The following is a 25,142-nucleotide window of genomic DNA, read 5'->3' on the forward strand; positions in this document are numbered from 1 at the left end:
ACAGTTGAGCCCCTTTAGCAGGAGCTCACAAAAGATTAAGTGAATTCTAAAGTCATTTCTCGCAGATATAATCCTGAGTTACTGTCGTTTGCAAACAATTGTACTTCCCCATAGTCTTGCAAATAGATTTCTCAGTACCCGACTTCAATGCACTCTTATATCCCCAAAATTTGCAACGCTCTGTGGCTACTGTTAAACCTTGGGAGTCTGAACTTTGTCCGTTTTCAAACTGGCCTTGTTCATAAGAAATCTGAACGATCCCATCAGACTTTCCACCTCCAGTTGCTTCCCATTGTTTAGGCGTAGCACACCCGGATAGGGTTATAACCCCGAGAATGAGAGCTACCATTGGAATTTGCATAGTGACTAACCTTCCTTGTATTTGTATATTGATATGGTAAAAATAAGTTAAAAAAAAGTTGGAACTGAATTATTAAGATCGCATAATTTGATACTCTTGAAAAGAGATAACTTACAATTTTATTTAATTTTTTACATATCATTGGTTCAGTTATTTTACTATCAACATCAACGCGATAGCTGATATTTTTGGGTTTTTCGTCGGTACCCATAACCCATATAAACTCTTACAGCCGAGTAGTGTTGATTGCTCACATTTCCTTTAACCAGTATGGTTACCCCATCTAAATGGGCTTGTTGCAAATAATGAGAGTCGGTGATTTTACTCATTGATGGGTGGAATCATTAGGCTAAAACCGTCTCAATGTTAAAGAGCCGATTCATAAAGGCGGATCTTTCCCGCACTCGACATTCAGGTTCGTCACCGCGTAGCCAAATATCAAATTGACCTTTATTCAGTCGTCGCAATGTTTCAAATCCCTGAAGCGTTGACCAGGTTCGATTTGGCCGTTTGAACCCCTCGGCCGCTTTTACCAATTTTTTGATGGGGACATGGTCAGACTTGATACGATTATTCAGGTATTTGACTTGCCGCTGCTTCTCATCATCCCGTAGCTTTCCTTCTTTCATCAAACGAGTAATAGCGTAACCGTATGACGAATGTTTATCGGTATTGAGTATTTTCTGCTGTCTTTCAACAGGATAGGATTTTAACACCCGTTTAAGGAATTGATAGGCAGCATTTTTATGGTTCTGTCGCATTAGCGTAGGCCAGTCAGCAAAGGTTGGGCTGCCGTTTTTTTAGGCAGCCAACAGATAAAATTGTTCTGCTGGTGACAATCCCTCATTTTTCGGAGGTTGATATTGTCCTTTGCGTATCATATGTATCAGTTCGATGCCAGCCAGGATCGTCTGTGCCCGTCGAAACGATTTGAATCCCAGCATCGGGCGTATGCGGCGTTTAATATTCAGGTGATCTTGTTCAACCAGATTATTCAGATACTTGTTCTGCCTGACAGTAATGATTTCTTCTTCTGGTTTGTCGGCGTTGAGTATAGTCAGCGCTGCCGTGTTGGCACCACTTTTAACCCAACGATGCAGCGTTGAATGGTCAACGACAATACCACGCTCTGCCATTATCTCTTCCAGGTTGCGTAAACTCAGTGAGTAAGCCAAATACCAGCGGACACACTGAGCAATAATATCGACGGGATAATGCAGGCGGCTGAAAGCGTTTCGGATCAGAGACATGAGCAGGTAACATCTCAAAAAACAGCATGTTACCGAACGGCACCTTAATGCGACAGAACCAGAAATAGTTATTGAGAAAAACGGTAAGTTTCGGCCAGTAAACTAAACATTGAAATATACCTCTCCAGCATAAATCATTTCTATGAAGGTTTAGGAATATTCTTTTTCAAAAGTTTGCGTTGTAATGTTCGTCGATGCATATTCAACGCTCTTGCCGAAGCAGAAATATTACCAAGATGATCATCCACAACTTTATTTATATACTCCCATTCCATTTGTTCTAGTGAGGGGTAGGTAAATGGGCTACCCTTATCATTTTTTAATGTTGGTATTTCATTACGAAGACTTAATAGAATGTTATCCACACTCACTGGCTTTTGCAGAAGATTATCAGCCCCTTTCTTTAACGCAATGATGGCTGAAGTGATGCTAGAGTAATTTGTCAGAATTAAAATTCTAGATAATGGGTTAAGATGTCTTAATGCAGAAACCCATGCTAGCCCAGAGTCATCTTTCAACTGCAGATCTATCACAATATACATATGCTGAGTAGATTCGGCCATTCTGACGGCCTGCACTCCAGTGGTTGCTATATTAACAAAGAATCCTTTTCTAAGCAGAATCGTTGATAGCGTATTAGTAAATACATCATCATCATCCAAAATTAAGATCTTTTCCATCATAACAATCTCACCCTAATAGTGGCTGTTGTTCCGGTATAATCTGAGTATAGTTTTATTTTAGCACCAATTCTGACTGCATTAGAAAAGGCTAACATCAAGCCAATACCATATCCAGAGGTTGTGCTTTTTACCGGTTGTTTTCCTAGGAGGTTGATTAAATCATTTGGTATACCACATCCATTATCAGTTATGCTTATAATTACATTACCATTTTCTATCTTACAACCACATTGAATGAAACCATTGTCACTGGGAATAGCCGAATTAGCATTCTCAAGTAAATTAACAATAATAGTATGGAGAATGCCAGCATTTTTGATATATACGCAGGTGTTGGGTAATTTATAAATTATATTTTTATTACACTTAAGTTTAAATGAACCAAATACGCCGTCAAGCCATAAACATAAGTTGATAGCTTCTTCATTTTCAAACTCATTAAATCCTAATGAAAATGACATATTAGCTAATTTTTTCGTACACTCTTTTGCTTGTTCCAAGGCTAAATTTAAATACTCATCAAACTCTTTACCCGATCGCTCCCCTGGTTTAAATAACTTAATCTCCTCTAAGGCCAGAACCGCTGTTGATATAGGTTTTGATATGTCGTGGGCAGAAGACGCAGCTTGCAGACCAAAAGAAAATATTATATCCGACTGTTTTTGATATTCTTTTGAGCGAATTAAATCATTATTGTATTCAATTGACACGTCATTCATCTTTTTTATAAAGAAAATGATAATAAATGTGGACATTAAAAAACTCACCCACGGAGCATAGTATTCTATACTTTTAGGTCTATGCGTAATTTCGAGATGATTTGATAATGTTAACTTAGATGAAATATAAAATAAAATAGCCGAGTAAATCACTATGAATGCAATGTTTTTATTAGATAGAATAGCAAAGGCCATTACTACACTTGGAAGGTAAAATGAAACACTTAATATTTCTCCATGGAAATTCAACTCCTCCCAGAGAGTAAATAAAAGTAAGTCAATACAAATCTGAGCAACAAGTTCTCTTTCTTCTAGTGGTGAAGGAAGCCTCATCCTGTATAATGTCACAACGATACTGAGTAACAATAAAAATAAAATAATAGCAATGGGGAATACAAATGAATAGATGTAGTTTGATTTCCCTTTAAATAAAATAACACTTAATAGAAGCTGACTACATATTGCAAAAATCCTAGCCCAAGTAATGATAGCTAGCTTCTTATGCTGAGGTAGTGCCTGTAATATTTTCATTTTAATCAGTCACGTATATATATAAAATGAAACATAGATTACAAAATTGCTTAGATCAACATAAAATATAAATTAAATTAACTTTTGTTTAACCCCTGTTTAACAATGTATTTATATTTCATCTATGGCTATTAATTCCCAGGCGTAATTGATATCCCCCCAATAAGGGGGGATTCGTTATTACATACTTCCGTTGCCCGCGTTACCATTCCCACCGCTACCATTCCCCCCATTGCCGTTACCACCATTACCACTACCACCATTGCCCCCGTTCCCCCCATTACCTCCATTGCCGCCGTTGCCATTACCACCGTTACCATTACCGCCATTACCACCATTGCCACCGTTACCATTACCACCGTTGCCGTTACCGCCGTTACCGTTGCCTCCGTTTCCATTCCCTCCATGACCACCACCATGGCCGCCGTGCTTAATCAACATCAAGTCGGAGGTCATGGACGTATTTTGTGTGTAACTTGTATCCTTCATCAATTTCGATACATCAACCGTAGCGGCTGATACATAAAAGGAACATGCTGATAATACTGAGGTTGCAGCTAACATAATTACGTTAATCTTTTTCATAGGAATATCCTTTAATAGAATTTAGATAATATAATTTAAGATTTCAGCATGGATAAACCTCTCGGCCAATCCACGATTAAAACATAGAGCACATATTAAAAAAATAAAACAAGAATTTAATGATATTGAAAATATTTTCAATTTTTAATGATAAGTCATTTTGTTTTAAAATAATGATGATATTATGTTTAAATATTCATCATAAAGTGAGGCATTATGTCGCACTATAAAGACGATATATCCTATTTTAATTTTTTTTAATATGTGATAGACGAGGTTAAAAATAAAAACAAATATTTACATTTAATACTAAAATCCCACAATCTAAACTAAAAACTCATTTATCCATTTCATAGGGGGTTAAGTAAAACATTATGATTCTGGATAATAATTTTAGAGACTGAAGAAGGTTATTTGCAGAGATAGGTTCACAGCAGGATAGAATGGCTTAGTGATAGTGGAAATTTGACCATTTTAATTAACATGGTATGCATATCATTTTTAGGAAAACAATGTGTATCGATGGAGTAATAAAGATGGATGTCATAACATGCCACTCTTACATCCATCTTAAAATATGAAATAAATAATATTGATGAAATTTTGCCAACTCAGGGCTTTTGACTAAACTATTGAGTAATTGCAAATAGCATCCCCATTGCACCAATAAAAACAAGTACAATACCTAAAGCCAGTTTACCTCTGGTGCCAGCGTTAACATCTTTACATAAAAAACGTCGTCTCACTTTCCTATCCATAATAATTTCGCTCATTGTTAGTCCCTCAGTTTCCCGATATCTAAAACGTGATATAAATTTAATACTTATTGTTTTCAAAAGAAAGAAACACAGTCTTAATCAAATTAAATTAAGAGTTAACCTTTTGTTTTAATTGATTAAATCAAGTTTCCTCAAGTGTAAAATCCGACTGTATTACTGTTATTTTAAAGCTCAGAATCTCTTCATTTCGCCTATTATCTCTATAATAATTGAGTGGCCTAAATGGTTTTTTAGGCCGATTCAATGATACAGGTCGTCTAAACCTAAGGTATTCCATACTCAAATTTCTAATGAGTATGTCACTGACTGTCTCGATGAGAATAACTTCTTAGCCTCAATGAAGGATTTTCATACAAGAATACGACACGGCATGCTGATCCCAACATGCCACCACTCCAGTTACTTGTTTATTTATCTATAAATTAGAATATTTTTATATACTGTAGATTAAATATAATAATATATGTTCACTAGACTTATTCGACTATCAGTTGAAAATAACATCGACAGTTGCCGAGGCGGTAACGTTACCAACAGGTAATGTGTCGCCACCGGAACATAGTCGCCAGGTGAGTTCATTTGAGAAAACTTCGCTAGATTCACCCGCATTAATTGAACCTAATTTCATTGGTTCACCATTAAACTTCAGACCTTGCGTGAGATTACATGTTCCAGCTCCTGTAACTCCCGTTATTTCACCTGTGATATAGCCGCCTCCCTCATTGAGGGATAATCGAGTCGTCTCACCATTATAAAGCCCTGAATTAGCCTGAAATTTTATATTAATATTAGCGGCAGGATTAGCGCCATTTTGGGTACATCCCACCACCAGACTATCCTTCACTAGTTCTAATTCAGCCCCCAAAGTCGAATTATGTTCTACTTCGCCAAAGTTGATCGATTTGTTAATATTGATCGAGCATTGCCGTGTGGAAACTTTAACCTGATAGCCAGTAAGAATACTTGCCTTCGTAGCACTCGATAATGCACTGCTGCTAAAATACATCTCAGGAATGGGGAATACTCCATCTTGCTGGGTCCCATCGGTGATAATGACCCAATTGCCCGTTATTGATCCACTGCGGACGCTAGATTCCTCGAAAAAAGAGGGTGTCGAGATTGCCCGGGGTGATAAACACCAGGCAGAATTTGCAGGCGTTGCAGCAGCATTTCCAGATCCAGAGACTGTCCCCTGGACTCCCGAATTGCTAAAAGTTCCGCTCATGGTTTCTGATGAGCCAGCATTTAACTGATAAATCATAGTGAAAGATGCCTGCGGTACCAAAAAAATACCTTGAGCAATCTTATACCCTTGAATTCCATCAACATCACTTAGGGCGGTGTTATTAACGCAACCCAAGGTTTCAGGAATTCCCGCCCCCGTGATGGCAACAAGACCATAATTTGGATTGAGCGTCATATACATATCGTAGTCACCAAAACTGGTGGAAATATTTTGATTAATGGCTGGGCCTGCCCATTGTTGGCTACCACTACCAATCTCAATGATAGCTGCCTGTAATGGCATAATAACGCCCAACGACAGCAGACAAAGCCCTATTCGTAACCGCGTAAAACCAGTGGTGCTTATTTTATTTGTCACGGTGTTTACCCCTCTATTGGGTGAATTCTCGGTGCTCAACATGTTAAACCTCACAACGTAATGGCAAATGACGTATCGGATTAGCCGCTGACGGGGCTGGAGTGTTCGCCAAATTGAACGCTACATTGCATTGCTGGCTAGTATCCTCCCCCCACTTCACTTTTAGACGACCACTTTCTGGTAGCCCGCTGAGATAGACCTGCCCTGCATCTCCAACAATGCTGGTATTCGGCTCTTCACCCGCACTCCCTTCAACGGCAACCACGGCACCGAAAGGTATTAATCCGCCACTTTTACTCAAAGTAACCAATACTTGATAACCGACGCGTGTTGCAAAGTTAGCCTTAACCACTGCACCTTTAGTTGGGTAGAGATTTTGGCTTGACTGCGTTATGTCAACCCCTTCAGGTAGGGTTGCCGGATCCAGGCTAATATTATTGCGCTGGTAGTTTGAGAGATAAGGCACCACCGCATAACCACGACTGTCCACCTGATTATTGCCGCTCATCACCTTACTTCCTCTGGCGCCTGGTGCACTGACTAATGCAACGGTATCGCCCAAAGGTTGACTCAATGTGACTCCGTCGGCATGTGCCACCACCCCGCCGCTGGCATTCATATTCACCGCGCGGTAGCCACTACCATAGCTATATCCCATACTCGCCATGCCCTTGCTGCCACGGTAACCAGTATTCACCGACCCCATGTCACTGCTGCCGTCGTTAGACCAGCCTTGTGTCACATTGTAAGAAAGACGGTCATCCATTGATGTTCCGTTAATACCCGCCTGATTCTGAACACTACCTTGGTTGTTATTTGTCATCTGATAACTGGCGAAGCTACGGTTAGCAAGTGATGAACCGCTCAACAAACTTAATGGTACTTGAACGTTCATGGATAACTGTCTGTTCTCCGGCCAGCTATTGTCCCCTTTAATGCGGTCAATACTGTAATTCATGCCGTAAGTCACCCCGTGGTAGCTGTTGCTATAGCCCGCAGTAAGGTTGTTATTGACCTTACTGTTGTCCCAATAGTTATCCCGCATCCCAGAGATATATAGCGATCCTAAATCCCCCATATTCTGAGACAAACGTAACTGGTAACTATTGCGCTTACGGTCTTGTGACCAGGGCAACTGATCGTCGCGTAATTGGTAGCCATTGTTGTTAACATCGGAAAAACTGTAATAATTTCGGGTCGAGTAGCGCATAGTCGCGACATCAATTGATGTGCCGGTACTGGCAATATTTTTGGCATAGCGCAACCGATATGACTCCCCTTTTTGCCGGTCATCCACGTCCTTCAGCTTAGCGTTCGACTGAGTGACATCCGCAGACAATGCGCCAAAGTTCCCTAAAGACAGCCCGCTCCCCACCACGCTTGAGAAGTAATCATCCGCGACCAGTCCACCACCATACAGCGTGAGATTATAGGGCAAGCCATAAACCAAAGTGCCGAGTCCAAAGGTTGACTCCTGAGAACCAACAGTGGTGCTGCCATTATATTTCCCACTGGTCAGTTCATACTTAAATGCACCAGGACGTAACATTACCGGCAGTGTTGAATAGGCGACAGTCTGGGTGCGAACGGAACCATCAGCTTCAGTTATCGTTACCGTCAAATCACCTGAAGAACCACTCTGCCCCAAGTCATTTAGCGTAAACGGGCCTGGTGCAACATAGGTTTGATACACAATGTTGCCATTCTGCCTCACGGTTACCCTCGCATTGCTTTGCGCAATACCAGAGATAACCGGAGCAAAGCCACGCAGATTGTTGGGCAACATCTCTTCGGTTGAGTTAAGTTTGACGCCACGGAACGGAATGCTGTCAAAAACATCCCCGCCACTGCTGCTTTCACCTGCCAATATTTCAGAATGCCAAGGCTGGATATCCCGCTGCAGGTAGCTATTGATAAACTGGGTGTCCTGCGTACTTTCACCCGCGCGATTATCACCATTCGTCGTATTCCGGCTATGGGTAATCAGGCTGCGTAAACGCCAGGCATCAAAGTTCAACCCCGCCCGTAAGTTGGCAAAGAGGCTTGTTTGCTCTGATGTTCCCAAGTCTGATTGGGAAGAACGTCGGCTGCGGCTGCCGTTCAAGTTATAATTCAGCAAAAATGCCGGAATACCTTGATTCCACAATGAGGGATCAACCTGACTGCTGCTATTTGGCTGCATTGCGACTTGGGGGATACTGATATCCAGCCGCAACTTGGCCAACGAAAATTGCACCTGTGCATGAGGAATCAGGGCAGGCAAATCCTCCACTGGCTTATCCAGTGGTAAATTTGAGAATGTCGGCAGTGCACTAGTATTCACGCCTAACTCATTCAGTAACGCTGGCGTGAGGAGTGGCTCAACCTTATTCCGCGAGCCTTTTTGGAAAGTGATTGTTTGCTCGCCGCGCTCAATCTGATTAACAAATACCGTCACCAGATAGGCCCCTTCAGGCACCTGATCGGTAGTCTCAAACTGAGTCAAATCCACTTTTTCAGACTGCTCTTGATCAAGCATTAGTAGCCCGGCATCAAAATAATCCCGGCCCCAAGCGGGCAGAACAGACGTAAGTAATATCGCACCCGTAAATATAGGTGATATTTTTATCCCATTAACGTGTCGTTTCATGATATTTAGCTCAACCTGGTTTATCTGTTTTGCCAATACACAAAATTGGAATTAAAAACATATGATTAACCAGCAGTTAAAATAAGTTTGTCGGTAAACTGGATATCAATATCGAGATGAGCCAGTAAGTGATTTTTGTTGTTCTAATGGCGTATTCCACGCTGTCTCATCAAGCAATTGCCACTCAACTGGCCCCTTTGTACCCGCAGGCAAGTTATAGCGTTGCTGCCCTTTTGGTGGAACCATCAGGCGCATAGCCGCATTATCAAACAAATAGTTACCAACTTTTAACCGAGAAAATGTCAACCAAAACGGCGTTGGGTTTTCAGCAACCAGCGTATTACCTTCCAGATGGAAGCGTAATTGTGAGGCAGCACCTGCCACCCCACTGTCCGGCAGGCTGGACGGGCGGTAAAATAGTTTAAGATTACTGACAACAGCTAACGTTAATTGACCGCCGTTTTGCGCCATATTCGCAGGTGTAGATGGGATAGCCTTGGTAGCAATATAAAATACTGACTCCCGATCCTGTGCTAACTCCCCTCCGGTACGCCGAATACGCAAGGTCAAATCACTATTAGGCTCCAGTCGTTGCAGCGGCGGAGTGACAATAAAGGGCATCGGAGTAACGACTTTGCCCTGCGGTGCAACGCCGCCAGTTTGAGGATCCATACTCCGAATCCAAGATTGCATTAAAAAAGGCTGATCACTTTTGTTATAGACGGTTAATGCAACACCCTGACTGGCTTTTTCCGGGTAAATAACCCGCATCACATAAAAGGAAATACCTTTAAGTTCAGCCTGATTTGCGCTCACCGATAAACTGTTCAGCATCAGTAAGCTCCCAATCATTATTAATGACAGGCGAGTCCAGAAACTTTTCATTTACTCTCCAGAAATTATGGCGGTGAATATTCGCATTTCGGCGAGAGGATCCCGTAATCGGTAATCACTCGCCAGTCAGCCATTGCCAACGGTGAAATAGCTGGATAAATTTGATTACTGTGAGGGGCAATCATTGCCGGGTACTGCTCGAAACTAACGGCGCGATGATTAATATTCAATTGCCCCAGCGTTAAAAAATAGGGTGTAGGATTTTCTACACGGATACCCTCAGCGACTTGGGTAAATTGTAATTTGCAGTAAGCGTCTTCCGGGGTCATATTCAACCCATCGGGGCGATAGAACAGCTTAATCAAAAAACGAATTCCCATTGATAACTGGGCCTGCTCTGTCAGCTCGGAGGCTTGAGCAGGAATCGCCAGAACAGATAAATAAAACACCGATTCATGTTGCTGCGATAATGTTCCTTCATTCTGACGTATAATACGCAGCAAATTACGACTATTAGGCTCCAGCCGAAATAAGGGTGGTGTCACGATAAATGGTGTTGCTTGCTTATTATCTGGGCCCAGTTGAACCAGAGACTGAATTAAATAAGTTTTATCGCCATCATTCTTAACCAGAACAGTGCGCGCCCGATCAGTTTCATTAAATACGACCCGCGTTTGTCCAAGGCTTATTCCGCCATCAGCAGCAAAAACGCTATTTCCCCAGAGGCTAAGGAGTAAGCCACTGATAAGTTGCAAGTCTCGGAAACGAAGGGCTCGAATCATAATGCGCTCTTAATCGTAAAGAAAATTGAAGGTAACTCGAGCAATGAGTTTACCGGTGGTTGGATTACAGCCCCCCGAATCAATACAGGATACCCCTGCGGAAAATGCCATAGCGGCACCAGTGGCTGGCGGGACTATTCCTTGAAATTGCAGCTTGTCAGCATGGCGAACGGTATTCATGTTTTGAGTTAGCAGCACACCAACCCCTTGAGCGTCTGAGTCAGCGTCACGAAACAGCCATTTGCTGCCACTGCCATCACCATTGCCAGTGACCTGGATGACAGGTTTTTTGCTACCAGGTGCCGTCCCGCTACAATTTTGTACTTTCAGAGAGAAAGTATTGGATGCAGCCACGGCTCCCGATAACAACGAGCTTGTTTGGACGCTCCCCAAATCCAAAAACTCTTGATCTAGCTTAATTTCGCAAGTTCCAGGAACAATGGTGGCACGGAAATCCACTATTTCAGCAGCTTGCACCGGCAGAGCGACTACACAGATGAAAAAGCTCGCAGAACCCGCATTACGGCACCACTTTAGTAAAGGCATCGATACCTCCAAGATCGTTGATCACCCGCCAGCGGATCTCCCCTTGTTTAACTTTGGTCGGGAAGATATGGCTGCTGAAAGGGGCAATCATACTGGCTTCGGCGCGCGCCAAAGATAGCGCCTCTCCGGCAAAACTGATGCCAGAAAAGTTAATAAAATAGGGTGAGGCGTTATTAACCTGTAATCCCTCTTTCACTAGGGTAAATTGTAGATTCTTATGGGCATTGGCGACAGTCGGGGCTAATCCAGCAGGGCGATAAAATAACTTGATGACGTTCGCAACGCCCAGTTTTACTTCACCACCCACGCTTTGTTGCTGATCTTCTCCTGTTCCTGCAACACTACTGGGTATAGCCCGAGCATTAATATAGAAAACCGATTCACGATCACTGGGCAAAGCCACACCATTAGCAGAAATCCGAATTTGGTTGCTACTATTTGGTTCGAGGCGAAATAACGGAGGAGTGACCAAAAAAGGGGCGACTCCTTTCCCATCAATAGAAGCGCTGACTGTGGTCTGTACCAAATAAGGAGCATCTGGTTGCGTATTGCGCAAAGTCAGTGAAACACTCGACGCTCCCTGTGGGTAAATCAGCCGAGTGGCACTAATACCAAATCCGCCAGCCTGAACGGTTTGAGTGGCAGTCAAACCAACAAATATCAAAGACAGCGTGCGAAATAAAAATTTCATTACTCAAACTCCTCTTGCCTGATGGCAGGGAGTTATCATCACCTGCCATCAGAAATGGTTAGTTATAAACAAAACTAAATGTAATTGGTGCACTAATCGTTGTATTTTCGATGGCTGATATATTAGTGGTAGCTAACGCGGCACTTAAAGAAATCGATTTTTCAAAATCTCCAGGTGCTGGCGTGCTACCCGCAGTCCCAACAAGAATAGAGTCTCCACTTTGTAGGATGGTGCCTTCATGTTTGACCATGACACCAACACTAGAGCTATTATCGCTGTTAAAGATATTGTTACTGCCACCGCTCAGTGTTGAACCCGAAATACGCAAGCTCGCCTTATCATCCTCCGCCGACGGTTTTCCACAATTCATAAGTCTCACATCAAAATTTTGTGCCGTCGTATCAATAAAAGTATTAGCGGCAGTGAAAACGGCTGCTGTGTGGTTATTCAAATTCAATCGGTCAGTGACCGATACATCACAGGTGGCAGTTACGATGCTAGCCTCTATCGTTATCATAGCATTACGCCCAGATTCTGCTGCAAAGGCCGTTCCAGCCGAAGCCAACAATAACAAAGCGGCAGGTGATAAAGTTAAAAGTGTTGAACGCATGTATTTATTCCTCTAATGACACGTTGATTAAGGATTTGAGTGTGTCCTAGAGAGAGCTAAAAATTTAATGATTTAGTCTAATTAAGGTGGAGTTAAGACTCTTCAGGTTTACTTTTAATAAAAATAAATATCTAACCAATTGATTTTAAATACATTTAACTTTACTCTTAAATGTATTGTTCAACACCGACAATACAGAATATCAGTCCGAATATGTTTGAAACATGACAGCTAAATCCACCAATTGGGATTATGTGTTGAAGTCAGTTACCTGAGATAGCCCAGCTTTGCTGGCCGACATCTTTTCAGGTTCCCTAACCCCAATAGACTGCATAAAGACAATTAACAGATAATGGAGCTTGCACATGGCTGTCTCCTCCAGGGGACATAATCAGTATGCCGGAATGAGTGGTTCGCGTTGACGGGTTACTTACAGGAGGCTGACCAGCAATGATATCCTCAGTATGCTAATAGACCACTATTTCTAAAAAGCTAAACTCTAGCGATCTCTTAAAACCTTAGAGCAGTACACATAGGGCATTGTTTTAGTCGAAATATAATAACTTCCGTTACGATTTTTAGTGAAGAAAGCAGCCATGGGATGATCATCAACTAAATAAAACCTCGATAGCATCAGATCTGAAAATAAAGATTCATCCACATTATTAGTTTCAGTCACCCAGTTTCTCTTCGATGTTAATAACAAATCATCATTAATCGCTGTTACATCAAAAAAGGTTCTACGACTTATCGTGCCTACTTTCTCATTATTTTTATAAACAACGCCATCAATATAGACAATTCCATTTTTATTATTCATAGAAAATTCGACCATAAGTTTTGTCATTAGTCCCAACTCTTCTCTATGAATGGTCAGATTCGCATTACAATTAATAACATCATTTTTATCATATCTAAATTTTAGCAGTAAAAATGAAACGGAATAGACGAACACGATAGACAGTATTATTTTCAATATGAAATAAATTTTATTAACAAGAGCAACATCGTTCATCAAAGCAAAACCTTATTATTTTAAATTAATTTATTTTCACGTCTATTTAAAAATAGTGATTCTTATTCTTTTCAATCCAGAGATATAGCCCTTGATTATTAATAACATTTATCTTCCTCATAACATTTCGTTTGTGAGTGCTAATGGTTTTCTCACTTAAATTCAGCAAAAGAGAAGCAGTCTTAGTGGTAATCCCATCATAAAAAAATTTGCAAATTTTTATTTGAGTTGACGTTAATTTAATTACCCCACGATCATTATAGATAACATCATGCCCGTGACCATGCTTTAACATATTGGCGATTATACATTCAACTTTACGGCTTAATTGATTAATGCTGTCATTCCTAAAAATGACAACTTCCGAAGCCAGTTCTTTTGCCATATGTTTTTTGTCTCTAATTTTAAGAGTAACGCTGACATTCTCACAAAAGGATATAGCGATAAAGCCATCATCAGTTTCATTGTCAAGACTCGTAGTCTTAACCAATAAACAAACTTTAAGGTGGCTCTTAAATAAATGATACAACCCATACGAAAAAAAATTATTGTGGTCAGATATAGTTATCATGCAGCGCATAAAAATGTACTCTTTACTTGAATTAAAAAATTAGAGCAGCAATTAAAACATAAGCTAAAAAATAATATAAATCATAAGGTCTTAATAAAAATTAATTAATGAAATTATGCAAAGAAGCCCATATCAAAGTGTCACGTATGCACCATAACATATTGAAATAAAGAATAATTATGTCATTTTCTTGCATGGGAATTTCACTACAACTGCGAGAGGAAAATGGGCTTTAGTTGAGCGGAATTTAGCCAAGTTAAGACTTGGTTAATATTCAGAATAATGAATATAACCTTAAAAAGAAATAATAAAGATATAGGGTATGATAAAAAACTGCTTAAATATCTCTATTTAAAATAGTCAAAACCATGCCGACCTTTAAGCAGAACACCCAATAAACTAATCCTTATTACACAGAAAACTTGCCACACCATTAGACTCAATAATATAATTATTATTGTTAATTCTATAAATAGAAATTAAGAGATTACTACCTACTTGAGACATAAAACTAGGTAGCATTTGTTCAAGATCAGTTCGGCTCACTTCGTCTGAAAGACTAATCTCAACGCCAGTAAAAGTCAGAATCGTTTTATTATCAATATCAGAGATATTAAATAGTGTCTTCCTGGTTAATTGATAGGGTATGTTATTATTAGTAACAATTCCATTTATTATCATATAACCATTTTTGCTATATAGATTTATTTCAACATTGGACTTGATGTTAAAATTTTTACTATACGTATAATGCACACCATGGCAATTTAGTTTTTTATTGTTGTTATCCGCTAAAAAATAAGCATAAGCAATAGCGGAAACAATCATGATGACTGATATGAAAATCAGCAGTATGTATTTAGTATTTGATTTCATTAAAACCACCATGATTGACGAATATTTCAGTTCTACAATTATTCTTCTTACTATAATTAACTTCAAACTCACAAGAAATAACTGATATTGTAGGGTGTCTTATTGTATAGTTTAAGTAAATATAAGGGTAATTATTACACTCTAATGATTGGCCACTTAGAAACGTATTAACTTTCTCCTGACTTTCCAAGTTATGTAATTCAGTGCTGGTGAATATACTGCACCCATCAATTTTTGATAAAAATGTGAAGTTTTTAGGATAATCGATTATACGCTTAGGAATACTTTTATGGATAAAATAAAAAACAGCGCCAAAGAAAATCAACACAGATGCGAATAGTAATACTATATTATATATTTTATATTTATTTTTGGTTACTAATTTCTCATCTTGCTGCTGAGGGACAATATTCTCGATAATAATTTCATCAACTTCATCTTCAGGGTCAATATCGACTTCGCATTCTGCAACTTTAGTGACCGTAAAGATAAACCCTTTTCCTCTTACAGTCGTGATGGCTTCACCAGACAACCCGATATCTTGCAATGCTTTACGTAATAATGAAATGTTTTGATACAGAGTGTTCGGTGTGACATTCACACCATTATCACCCCAAGCAATTGAATACAAATCACTTTGCGATATTATCAAACCAACTCTATTAACAAACGCCTCTAGTAATTGTGCTGTTGGCACGTTGATCTTAATGCGAGCGCCACCCAAAGAGGATGAGAGGATACCACTTTCAGGGTAAAATGTAATATTATCATTTATAGTATAACATTTACTCATGCCAATTATTTCCAATGATACGTATCAAAAATTTATTATAGATAGTCAGCAATAATAATCAATAAAAGAGAACATTGCGATGGCAAATCTACCAAGGATTAGCAGTTCGTCACAAAGGTTAATCTGACTCGGATTGACAATATCAGATTAAGTAAGATACGACCCATTGAGAGTATTGTGCAGTACTTCTCTGCTAAGACTACTTTTTTTCACAGTAAACTGAATGAGTAGCGACAGATGAATGCAACTTGAACTTACATTTCGTTTCTAGGGTTGAAGAACGACGAGCCAGGATCCTCACCACAATTTTAAATATTATATACCATAACGACTGGAGCAATATAGCAGTTAAATGACATGTGCTATCTAAAGTAAGGACTGTTTGTAAAAATTAAAACCATCAACAATTGTACTCATCAGCAAGTCTACCGTGGCGAGCAATATATAAATGGAATGCTTTTTGTAGATATCCCATAATAGCCCTCCTCTTTTTTCGAGAACGTAATTTGCATTTTTCTATTTGGTGTGGTGTAGAACTCATGGATCATGACTTCATTAATCAAAGTATCATCAATACTATTTACCTCGCTAGCCCAATTGTTTACTGATCTTAATAAGAGTATATCATTAATCGAGTAGACGTAAAAAATAATCCTGCGACTAATCACCCCTATACTCTTATGATCCTTATAAAGCTTACCATCAATAGAAACAATACCATTAGTAGAATTGACTGAAAAATCAATGTTAACATTGGCAACCATACCAGGTACATTACTGTGAATGATGACTTCAGCATTACATTTTATTACATTTAATCCTCTCTCTTTTTCATCATTACTGCCTCTTAAAAAGAGAAACAAACAAATAGAGATCATGATAAAAATCAAAATAGAAATCTTCAAATTTTTTTTAATGCAGATGGAGAGTATATTTTTCATAAACATTCTATTTTCATCTCGTAAAGATGATCCTAAATTCCATTATAATTAAGTAGGTACAATTTGTTCGGCTTTTATAACAGCCTTATTATACCGAATCATCTCCATCATGTTATATCACCTTTAAAACTCAGCATCGGTAGAAAGAATTGGATAAATAGATCCTATTGTTAAATTACAGGCTGCAAAGTAATGGCAGCCTGTTGTTAGTATTATCTCGATAGACCTAGTCTAGGCTATCGTTTGGACGAATCCGTTGGCACTGATATTGTCGGGTGTTTGATCCAACCTGACGATGTACCATCATCTTTAGGTAAACTACCGACAAAACTACCATCCTGTTTCGAGCCTGGGTAACTTGGGCTCATATGATTTGGATTGCTTTCTGCAGGCGGCTTACCCGAAGAAACTGGCGCTTTAGACGGCGGTGTAGACTGCCGAATCTCGGATGGCTTAGGGTATGATACTGGCTCATCTCCTGTGGCAGTTTTTTTGATCCACCGAGAAGAGTTTTTATCATCTTTTGGTAAATGACCTTTGAAATCACCACCTAGTTTAGAACCTGGATAACTAGGGCTCATATGATTTGGCTTCTCCTCTCCTTTCACTGGTTTTGATGGTCGATTCTTTGGTGGTGTCGGTTTGTCAGTTTCCACCGGAGCGGGTTTCGGTGGGGTCGGTTTGTCAGTTTCCACCGGAGTGGGTTTCGGTGGGGTCGGTTTGTCAGTTTCCACCGGAGTGGGTTTCGGTGGTGTCGGTTTGTCAGTCTCCACCGGAGTGGGTTTCGGTGGTGTCGGTTTGTCAGTTTCCACCGGAGTGGGTTTCGGTGGTGTCGGTTTGTCAGTTTCCACCGGAGTAGGTTTCGGTGGTGTCGGTTTGTCAGTTTCCACCGGAGTAGGTTTCGGTGGCGTCGGTTTGTCAGTTTCCACCGGAGTAGGTTTCGGTGGTGTCGGTTTGTCAGTTTCCACCGGAGTAGGTTTCGGTGGTGTCGGTTTGTCAGTTTTCACCGGCGCGGTTTTCGGTGGTTTTGATGTATTGCCATTTTTTGCCGGTTTATTTGAACTCGATAAACCGCCAGCAGTAAATGAAATACTATTTGATGCTGTAACTTTATCAACATTTACTTGAGAAAGTGTTTCACCATCGGTATTCAGTTCACCTTGTACATTTCCTTTAATATTACCAACATCGATGGTCGCTTTTTGATCTTCCTGATATTCAACTTTTTCCACAGTGTTGTAATAGCCATTGACTGTCGGTAAGCCTGTTTTAGAAATACCACCACCACCACCACCGTAAGCACCATCTTGATCAATAGTATCTGATAGCTCGACTGCGTTAATATTGCCCGCAACATCTACAGTACCGGTTTTGGAATCAGAAACAATGTGCGCGCCAGTAAGATTGAGGTCCCCTCCTGTAGAGATATTCAGCTCACCGGTGGTATTAATACCGGTCTGGGTCCCTGTAGTCTTCGAATCATAATGTTCGCCACCTTGGCCGTAGTTCCCAGCCAATGTTGGGATAAGTCCTCCATTGGTTGAAACAGCAACCCCGACTGATCCACCCCACTCATTACTATTAGTCTGGTTATTGACCGTATCTTGCACACTCTGCACATTCAGATCGCCAGTAATATTAAGGTTGGCGGTTTCTGACTGAATATTACCGCCAGCTAAAGTCATATCTCCCCCAGTGTTAATGCTAATATCACTGCTATTAAGGTTGGAGTTAGTATATGTGTGGCTTGAGCCAGTTGAGGTTGAAGTGCTGCCATGGTAATCAACAGAAACTCCCGCGCCAGCTCCTGTAGGAGCGGCGGAGGCCCCGGCACTGACGCCTGCAGAGTGGGTATCTTTTTGCGACCAACTCTCAGTTGAGGACTCGGCGGCTAAAATATTCAAATCACCGCCAGTAGTGATCTCTACACTGTCTGCCGATAATTCGACACCTTTTAACGTGGTATCGCCATTACTAGTAATTGATACATTACCAGCATTTATATTAGTGATGTTTTCACTTTTAGTCGTCGATGAACTACTGGTCGTCGTGGTATCGAATCCAACTGAGACTGAGCCTCCAAGCAAATCATTAAACATAAGGTTAGAAGCACTACCTGCCACTTCTGCCGCCGTTAAACCGGCATCAATTTCTTGCCCGTCATTGCCCTTTTCAACCAAATTACCGACTTTATCAGCAGCATCAGCCACTGAACTATGAGCTTCACCCTTTACGCCATAAAACGAAACGGTTTCCTCACTCGTGGTTATCACTTCATCTTCATACTTTGTAGACTTGACTTCATCGGCAACAATAGTCAACGCACCTTCAGTGTTAAAATTACCACCGCCAATATCAACCGTGTTTCCCGCTTCTAATGTCATAGAATCGGTAAAGTTAAGTGAAGCATTATTATTTGTCGTCGTTTGCTGAGTATCAACCGTCGTGACGGTTTCTAACCCGGCTTGGAAATTACCCGAGGAAGATGTTGGAGCACGACCAGGCTTAGACCCGGCATTGGTGATATCCGACCCAAGATTATTATGCTCACCGGTGCTGGTACTACTACTTTCCCCATCCAGACCGCTAATATCATAACCTGCCGATTGCCCAAAACCACTCGCGCCTGCACCAAATTTTAGATCAGTGCGTTCAACCGTGGTTTCAGAATAGCTGTAATCTTGTGATGTTTGGATGTCTACATCGCCAGCAGCCTTCAATTCACCCGATTGGGCATTATATTCACCACCTTTGAGAACAATATCATTCGCGGAATTAACGGTAAACTTGCCGCCGGCGTTGACCGAACTATCAACACTCGTAGCACTTGAGCTGACAGTTTCTGTCGATTCGTGACTTAGTATCCCCGTAGATTTATGGCTGTATTCATAATTCCCCTCAACCTCATACATATTATTGAAGGTGACATCACCTTCAGTTGAAGTCAGGCTGATATCTTTTTCCGCAGCAATATCAACAGCATTAACCGTAATATCTTTGGCACTCATGTCAATGCTACCACCGGCGGTGACACCATCATTATAATAATGAAGTTCTTGATTACCGGAAACATTAGCGCCTTGGCTGGCAGTAAGCTCAATTGAACCATTATCTGCCTGCAAAGTGAGATCATTACCGGCACTAAGAGCAGCGCCACTGTTGGTTATAGAACCACCACTGGAGACCAATGATAAATCTCCACCTGAAGTGATACCACCATTCATGCCCACACTACTATTATTAATATTACCTTCTGATTGAATATTAATATTGCCACCGGCACTGATCTGGCCATTAACATTATTAAAGGAGGATGCATCAACATCCATATTACCGCCAGCGTGGACTATGGCGGAACCATCATAGCGGCCACTTTCTAATTGTTCTAACGTCGTTGTTGCGAAATAAATTTTAGGTGTGAGTACATCATGACCATCGATATTTTCCGTTACAAACCAAACAATATCTTTATCCAGTCCGGCAATCTGCTCATCAGTTAAAGCTTTACCGACGGTAAAATCTTCTACTCCATTCACAGTTGCAGCATTGGACATTAATTTCTCAACCAACTCGGTGCCATCAACACCATCGCGCACACTGAAGAATGTCCCAACAGACTCGTTTAATTGGCGGCGAATAACTTCACTAATAAAATAATTATCGCCCACAACCAAAACAGGTGTTTCTGGTATATAGCCAATTTGGTCAAAGAAATATTGCGAACCAAAGAAAAGGCTCTGATCAATCATCTCAGTTCGAGTTTCATAAAACGGATAAATATGGTTACTGGCACCATCCCCGACCTTGGCAGTGAAATCAACATCTTTCCATTTCTGGTTAGAAACAAATAACCCCTGAATTTTAGCGAGTTCGGTATAGGTTTTTGTGGTACTTAATCCTTTCGTCAGTTCGGCAATTGTTTTCAACCCAATATTAATTTCATAAGGATTTTGAGTTACCACAACCTCCTTATCACCGATGGCAACTGTTATTTTTTCACCTTCAAGTTTCGCACCGAATAATCCATTGTTAAATGCTCCACCATTGTGAGTCAGATTACCGCCTGCTATAATCCCACCGTTATTATCCGACAAACCATAATCTTTTAAATCTTTCAAAGAAGCATTATTGGAGCCAGTTACCCTGGCCCAATCTTGTGATAACTTTTCTTGGCTTTCAGATAACCACGCATCGCCGAACAATCTTTTCATAACACTGTTTAATTGTTCACTCTGTTTGGCCATTTCTTTTAAGCTATTAAAGCTGTTGGACTTAGAATCATATATATATGACCCCTGCCCTGAGACAGACTCCGGACTTCCATCACCGAAATAAAAGTCCAGCAATTGATATAGCGTATTAAACTGAGCATAGCCAGAGTCGCTACCTATCACTTTTCTATATACCTCCAGCTCAATCGGGGTACTCAGCGTCTCCGTCAAATAATAGAAAAATGACATTTCATTATATTCAGGTGCATTATTAACAGTTCCAGATATTATCATATCCTTACTTGATTGAATAATACCACCTGTATTATTTAACGTTTTAGTACTATAAATATTCTTTTGATTAATATTTAAATTACCGCCGGATGAAATTTCGGCCATTTTAGTTAATTTAAAATCACCAATCCACGTTGGAATTGAACCTGAGAGTTTTGCGTTATAATATACCAGGCTAATAAACCCTTGCTTCCATTCATGTGAACCTTCAGCATTTTGTGCAGGGCCTGTAACCCATCCAGGATTATCATACTTACTAATATTATCAATAATTTTAGCATCTAATGCCATATCGCCTTGAGAACGAATATTACCACCATCATTCTTTATATTCTCTGCAACAATATCAATTTTACCCATACTAAGAACATTAGCATTTTCTTCATTTAGAAACTTACCTTTCTCTGCATCAATAATAATATCTTGCGAGGAGAAAATCAAAGCCCCACTACTATTAGTAATATTAATTGCCTTAAGAATGACATCCTTAAGACTCAAAATAGATTGATTACTTGAAATTTTAATGTTCTCATCTGCATTAAGTAGTATGCTTGCAGCACTTTCCAGAATACGGTCAATAATGATAGAACCCGTAGTCTTAATAGAGAACTCACCTCTAGCATTAATATCACCACTATCATCATTGTAGCGATAATCTTTAGAGAGAATTAAAGAGAGATTATTATCACTAAAAATGTCACCAGATAAATTATTCAAAGATTCAGCTAGCTTAATTAATAAATTTTTAGCCGAATAAATATAACCGACACTGTTATTTAAGTTATCAGATTGAATATCAACATTATTACCACTGATATTAGAGCCACTGTTATTTACATTTTTTGATCTAATAGAAATATCAGCATCAGAAAATAAGGTCGCTCCATTCAGGTTAGAAATAGAGTCTGACTCCACTGTAAGCCCACCAACACCAATAATGATAGCGTCACCAGCTGATGACCCTTTATCACTACTGTTTACAATAGTATTAGCCTCTACGGACAATATCCCTGATGCCTGAATTATCGCATTAATATTATCTAGTTTATTGATGTTTTTGAAGGTGCCGTCACCATCAGAATTAATAATTGCCGCAATGGAATTAATAAAACTACTGACATAACTGACGTATAAATTTCTACCCGCATTAATAACACCAACATTTCCCGTCCCATCACCTATATTGGATAAAGACCCAATATTAGCTAGAGACATATCAACACCAGAGTATATAACGCCTTTGTTATTTAGATTATCTATATTAGATATCATTAGGCCATTATCTGATGTTATAACACTACTCTTATCATTTATAATACTATTAATAAGTTCTAGTTTTAACCATTCTCCCAATGCTGAAATATAACTTCCACCGGAATTTTCCACATTGGCAACAGAATGAATATCAATATTATTCGCGATTATCCCTGAACCAGAATATTGGGTGGTTCCAGTTCCTGTGTTAAACAGATTAGTACTATTATTTATGCTTACAGTTCCATCTGCATTAATAAATCCATCTACATTCTTTATCGTTTCTATATTCCTCAAATGAATATCACCAGAGGCGAGTATAGATGAGTTCTGATTAATTAATTCTGACGAATGGCTAATTGACAACTGGTCAGCCGCGAGTATTTTTGCTTCATCAGTATTTTTAATGCTATCAATATTCGTTAATATAATCTCGTTCGCTTGAATGAGTGACGAACTACCTTTGTTATTTAACTCTTTAATGTCATCAAGCTTAAGTGAGCCTTCTGAAATTAGTTTTGCATTATTACTATTTGTAATAGTGTTAGCGTTACTAATTTCAATAGCACCACCTTGAATTAAACTGTTGTTATTATTTATATTAACTGCATGAACCCCACTGCTATTTATTTTCAGATTGGCACCTGAGAGTATACTACCCCCATTTTGATTATTAACTTCCTTACTGATATTTAGTGATAAATCTTTAGCTGCTGTGATATCACCACTATTGAAAACACTTTCTGTTGTTATATCAATAGATTCTTCTGAGTTAATTACCCCGGTATTTTCCAATAAACCGCCATCACTAACTTGGCGAATAGCAACATTTTTACCGGACAATACACCACTATTAATGGCACTTCCATTGACAATGGAAATATCTAACATTGAGGCGGCTGAGACAATTCGCCCACTATTATTAATACTATTTGACTTAATGGTATTTTTTTTATCAGCTTGCAGTAATCCTTTATTAATTAGAGATCCGAGAATAAGATTTGCGTCTTGCTCAGTATATAAAACACCTTTATTATGTAAATCATTAGCGACAATGCTCAGCGGACCACTCGCATTGACAACACCATCATTGTCAAATAGTTCGTTAATAGTGAAGCTTAACGTCCCTTTCTGGCTATTAACTCCCGCACCTTGATTTAAAAATGAATTAGCCTTAACTATAACATTGCCTGACTGACTGCTAATAGCAGCATCAGAACTTATAGTTGCGGAATCAATAGTTTCGCCGTTAATCGATACAATATAATTACCATCCACAAGGGATATAATTGCATTCTCTATTTTTTTACCTGAAGCATCAAGAGCGAAAAGTGTCCCTGTTATTTTATATTCACCCTTAACATCAATGAAAATTGATGTTACATCTATTTTGTCACTATCACCGCTCATTGCAAAAATACGTGCTGCATTTTGCAACAATGAGTCAGCAGTAATTCTAATATTGCCATTTTTTGATACTGCATCAGCACTGAGTTTAGCTTGAGATAAAGCTCTAATAATTAGGTCACCATTACTGATAACACCACCAAAGCCTGTATTTTCATTAACTGAAATATCGATATTGTTGCCAGATAAATTAACATCACCTGACTTGCTGCTAATTGCTGTCAGTGCTAAATCACCATCGGCCGATATCTCAACAGTCTGATTACCGACTAAGCTACCTTTATGTCTAACCCCAACACCGCTTTCGGTACTGATTAGCTGTATTCTTCCCCCATACATGGAACCCAATGAACTGCCATCAATAGCAACTTTAGGGGTATCTGCAGCCGATAAGTTACGAATCTGGTGCTGTCGTGTTTGTGTGTCGTAAGTATTTAGCCCCGCAACAACTTTAATATCGGCACTCCCAGAGACTTCACCATCGAGTTTTACCGTACGGCTGATCATATCAAAGTGGGTTAATCCTTCAGTAGATAGTCCCTGTCCTTCTACTGCAATCATACCCTTATTAACATTTAATTGAATATTACCATTCTCACCATATTCCACTCGACCTGTACTGAGAGTTAAGTTATTCGCATTAATGGTTGATACGCCATTCACAGATATGCCATTTTCATTTGCAATGATAAGGTCAGCTTTTTTCCCAAACACTTCCATTGTGCCATTTAAATACGATCCCTTGGCACCCGTAACTTCACTAATGATAGCGCTAGCTTCTTGTTGTAGCTGACCGTTTTTAATTATATAACCACCTATGCTACTGACACCATCCTGCATGCTGTTATTAAAAATCAAACCATCTGGGCCAACATTAAAGTCGTCAAACTTATTGTGAGAAATCCCATTACCGTTTGGATTAATAATATTTACTGTCGGTGTTCCATTGGCTGACTCTGAAATCGTTGGCGCATTTGAACTTGTATCGGGAACTAAGTTTGCATAAGACAAACTGGGCAATACTGCAACCAATGCCAAATAAATAGGGCACAACTTTTTATGTAGATTTTCTTGAGTTAGTTTCCCAATAAAAGATGATGTAGAATTATTGGTCTTACCTTTATTTTTTCTCATGCGTAAAGCTCCTGCGGTTTGCTGGATATAACTTTATTAAGAT

At 39.7% G+C, this 25,142-nt stretch carries 17 protein-coding genes and 2 pseudogenes; all 19 read right to left on the reverse strand.

Annotated elements, in window-relative coordinates; all coding sequences use genetic code 11:
• Positions 1-52 precede the first annotated feature (52 nt).
• The gene (locus tag A6J66_010385) at positions 53-361 is read right to left on the reverse strand and encodes a hypothetical protein (GenBank protein PNM24553.1); all 309 of its coding nucleotides are present in this window, start codon (positions 359-361) and stop codon (positions 53-55) included.
• A 344-nt stretch (positions 362-705) separates the two neighbouring features.
• Positions 706-1,119 (reverse strand): annotated as a pseudogene (locus A6J66_010390) (IS6 family transposase).
• Between the two features lie 42 nt (positions 1,120-1,161).
• A complete protein-coding gene (locus A6J66_010395; protein ID PNM24554.1) occupies positions 1,162-1,611 on the reverse strand; it encodes a DDE domain-containing protein in 450 nt (149 codons plus the stop codon).
• Positions 1,612-1,751: 140 nt separating this feature from the next.
• The gene (locus tag A6J66_010400; GenBank protein ID PNM24555.1) at positions 1,752-2,294 is read right to left on the reverse strand and encodes a two-component system response regulator; all 543 of its coding nucleotides are present in this window, start codon (positions 2,292-2,294) and stop codon (positions 1,752-1,754) included.
• Positions 2,291-3,544 (reverse strand): sensor histidine kinase, encoded by a 1,254-nt coding sequence (locus A6J66_010405; protein ID PNM24556.1) that lies wholly within the window; start codon positions 3,542-3,544, stop codon positions 2,291-2,293. Before A6J66_010405 ends, A6J66_010400 begins: the two co-directional genes overlap by 4 nt.
• Positions 3,545-3,730: 186 nt before the next feature.
• Positions 3,731-3,961: pseudogene (locus tag A6J66_010410) on the reverse strand (cell wall anchor protein).
• 1,434 nt (positions 3,962-5,395) lie between these two features.
• Positions 5,396-6,436, reverse strand: a complete 1,041-nt coding sequence (locus A6J66_010415) for an adhesin (GenBank protein PNM24557.1) — start codon at positions 6,434-6,436, stop codon at positions 5,396-5,398.
• Positions 6,437-6,554: 118 nt separating this feature from the next.
• Positions 6,555-9,140 (reverse strand): fimbrial biogenesis outer membrane usher protein, encoded by a 2,586-nt coding sequence (locus tag A6J66_010420; GenBank protein ID PNM24558.1) that lies wholly within the window; start codon positions 9,138-9,140, stop codon positions 6,555-6,557.
• A 105-nt stretch (positions 9,141-9,245) separates the two neighbouring features.
• Positions 9,246-10,025, reverse strand: coding sequence for a molecular chaperone (locus A6J66_010425; protein ID PNM24559.1), 780 nt, complete (start codon positions 10,023-10,025; stop codon positions 9,246-9,248).
• Positions 10,026-10,039: 14 nt separating this feature from the next.
• Positions 10,040-10,756, reverse strand: a complete 717-nt coding sequence (locus A6J66_010430) for a molecular chaperone (protein ID PNM24560.1) — start codon at positions 10,754-10,756, stop codon at positions 10,040-10,042.
• 9 nt (positions 10,757-10,765) lie between these two features.
• A complete protein-coding gene (locus A6J66_010435) occupies positions 10,766-11,302 on the reverse strand; it encodes a type 1 fimbrial protein (protein ID PNM24561.1) in 537 nt (178 codons plus the stop codon).
• Positions 11,277-11,993, reverse strand: coding sequence for a molecular chaperone (locus A6J66_010440; protein PNM24562.1), 717 nt, complete (start codon positions 11,991-11,993; stop codon positions 11,277-11,279). The genes A6J66_010435 and A6J66_010440 overlap by 26 nt, the downstream gene beginning before the upstream one ends.
• A gap of 58 nt (positions 11,994-12,051) precedes the next feature.
• A complete protein-coding gene (locus tag A6J66_010445; GenBank protein PNM24563.1) occupies positions 12,052-12,603 on the reverse strand; it encodes a type 1 fimbrial protein in 552 nt (183 codons plus the stop codon).
• Positions 12,604-13,102: 499 nt separating this feature from the next.
• The gene (locus A6J66_010450) at positions 13,103-13,618 is read right to left on the reverse strand and encodes a hypothetical protein (GenBank protein ID PNM24564.1); all 516 of its coding nucleotides are present in this window, start codon (positions 13,616-13,618) and stop codon (positions 13,103-13,105) included.
• A 46-nt stretch (positions 13,619-13,664) separates the two neighbouring features.
• On the reverse strand, positions 13,665-14,198 hold the full coding sequence (locus A6J66_010455; protein PNM24565.1) for a LuxR family transcriptional regulator: 534 nt from the start codon (positions 14,196-14,198) through the stop codon (positions 13,665-13,667).
• Between the two features lie 390 nt (positions 14,199-14,588).
• Positions 14,589-15,017 carry a hypothetical protein gene (locus tag A6J66_010460; protein PNM26975.1) on the reverse strand — a complete coding sequence of 143 codons (429 nt, stop codon included), beginning with the start codon at positions 15,015-15,017 and terminating at the stop codon, positions 14,589-14,591.
• Positions 15,018-15,048: 31 nt separating this feature from the next.
• Entirely contained in the window at positions 15,049-15,858 is an 810-nt protein-coding gene (locus A6J66_010465) for a transcriptional regulator (GenBank protein ID PNM24566.1), read from the reverse strand.
• 425 nt (positions 15,859-16,283) lie between these two features.
• Positions 16,284-16,805, reverse strand: coding sequence for a hypothetical protein (locus A6J66_010470; protein PNM24567.1), 522 nt, complete (start codon positions 16,803-16,805; stop codon positions 16,284-16,286).
• 230 nt (positions 16,806-17,035) lie between these two features.
• Positions 17,036-25,099: a filamentous hemagglutinin N-terminal domain-containing protein gene (locus tag A6J66_010475; GenBank protein PNM24568.1), complete on the reverse strand. Its 8,064-nt coding sequence runs from the start codon at positions 25,097-25,099 to the stop codon at positions 17,036-17,038.
• Positions 25,100-25,142: the final 43 nt, after the last annotated feature.

Source organism: Yersinia enterocolitica (assembly GCA_002082245.2).
In the GTDB taxonomy this organism is placed as follows: domain Bacteria; phylum Pseudomonadota; class Gammaproteobacteria; order Enterobacterales; family Enterobacteriaceae; genus Yersinia; species Yersinia enterocolitica_E.

What these genes read in the sequence shown, in the direction of transcription:
- A6J66_010385 (PNM24553.1), bottom strand. Translation starts at nt 361, where the DNA reads ATGCAAATTCCAATGGTAGCTCTCATTCTCGGGGTTATAACCCTATCC.
- A6J66_010395 (PNM24554.1), bottom strand. Translation starts at nt 1,611, where the DNA reads ATGTCTCTGATCCGAAACGCTTTCAGCCGCCTGCATTATCCCGTCGAT.
- A6J66_010400 (PNM24555.1), bottom strand. Translation starts at nt 2,294, where the DNA reads ATGATGGAAAAGATCTTAATTTTGGATGATGATGATGTATTTACTAAT.
- A6J66_010405 (PNM24556.1), bottom strand. Translation starts at nt 3,544, where the DNA reads ATGAAAATATTACAGGCACTACCTCAGCATAAGAAGCTAGCTATCATT.
- A6J66_010415 (PNM24557.1), bottom strand. Translation starts at nt 6,436, where the DNA reads ATGCCATTACAGGCAGCTATCATTGAGATTGGTAGTGGTAGCCAACAA.
- A6J66_010420 (PNM24558.1), bottom strand. Translation starts at nt 9,140, where the DNA reads ATGAAACGACACGTTAATGGGATAAAAATATCACCTATATTTACGGGT.
- A6J66_010425 (PNM24559.1), bottom strand. Translation starts at nt 10,025, where the DNA reads ATGAAAAGTTTCTGGACTCGCCTGTCATTAATAATGATTGGGAGCTTA.
- A6J66_010430 (PNM24560.1), bottom strand. Translation starts at nt 10,756, where the DNA reads ATGATTCGAGCCCTTCGTTTCCGAGACTTGCAACTTATCAGTGGCTTA.
- A6J66_010435 (PNM24561.1), bottom strand. Translation starts at nt 11,302, where the DNA reads ATGCCTTTACTAAAGTGGTGCCGTAATGCGGGTTCTGCGAGCTTTTTC.
- A6J66_010440 (PNM24562.1), bottom strand. Translation starts at nt 11,993, where the DNA reads ATGAAATTTTTATTTCGCACGCTGTCTTTGATATTTGTTGGTTTGACT.
- A6J66_010445 (PNM24563.1), bottom strand. Translation starts at nt 12,603, where the DNA reads ATGCGTTCAACACTTTTAACTTTATCACCTGCCGCTTTGTTATTGTTG.
- A6J66_010450 (PNM24564.1), bottom strand. Translation starts at nt 13,618, where the DNA reads ATGAACGATGTTGCTCTTGTTAATAAAATTTATTTCATATTGAAAATA.
- A6J66_010455 (PNM24565.1), bottom strand. Translation starts at nt 14,198, where the DNA reads ATGCGCTGCATGATAACTATATCTGACCACAATAATTTTTTTTCGTAT.
- A6J66_010460 (PNM26975.1), bottom strand. Translation starts at nt 15,017, where the DNA reads ATGATTGTTTCCGCTATTGCTTATGCTTATTTTTTAGCGGATAACAAC.
- A6J66_010465 (PNM24566.1), bottom strand. Translation starts at nt 15,858, where the DNA reads ATGAGTAAATGTTATACTATAAATGATAATATTACATTTTACCCTGAA.
- A6J66_010470 (PNM24567.1), bottom strand. Translation starts at nt 16,805, where the DNA reads ATGTTTATGAAAAATATACTCTCCATCTGCATTAAAAAAAATTTGAAG.
- A6J66_010475 (PNM24568.1), bottom strand. Translation starts at nt 25,099, where the DNA reads ATGAGAAAAAATAAAGGTAAGACCAATAATTCTACATCATCTTTTATT.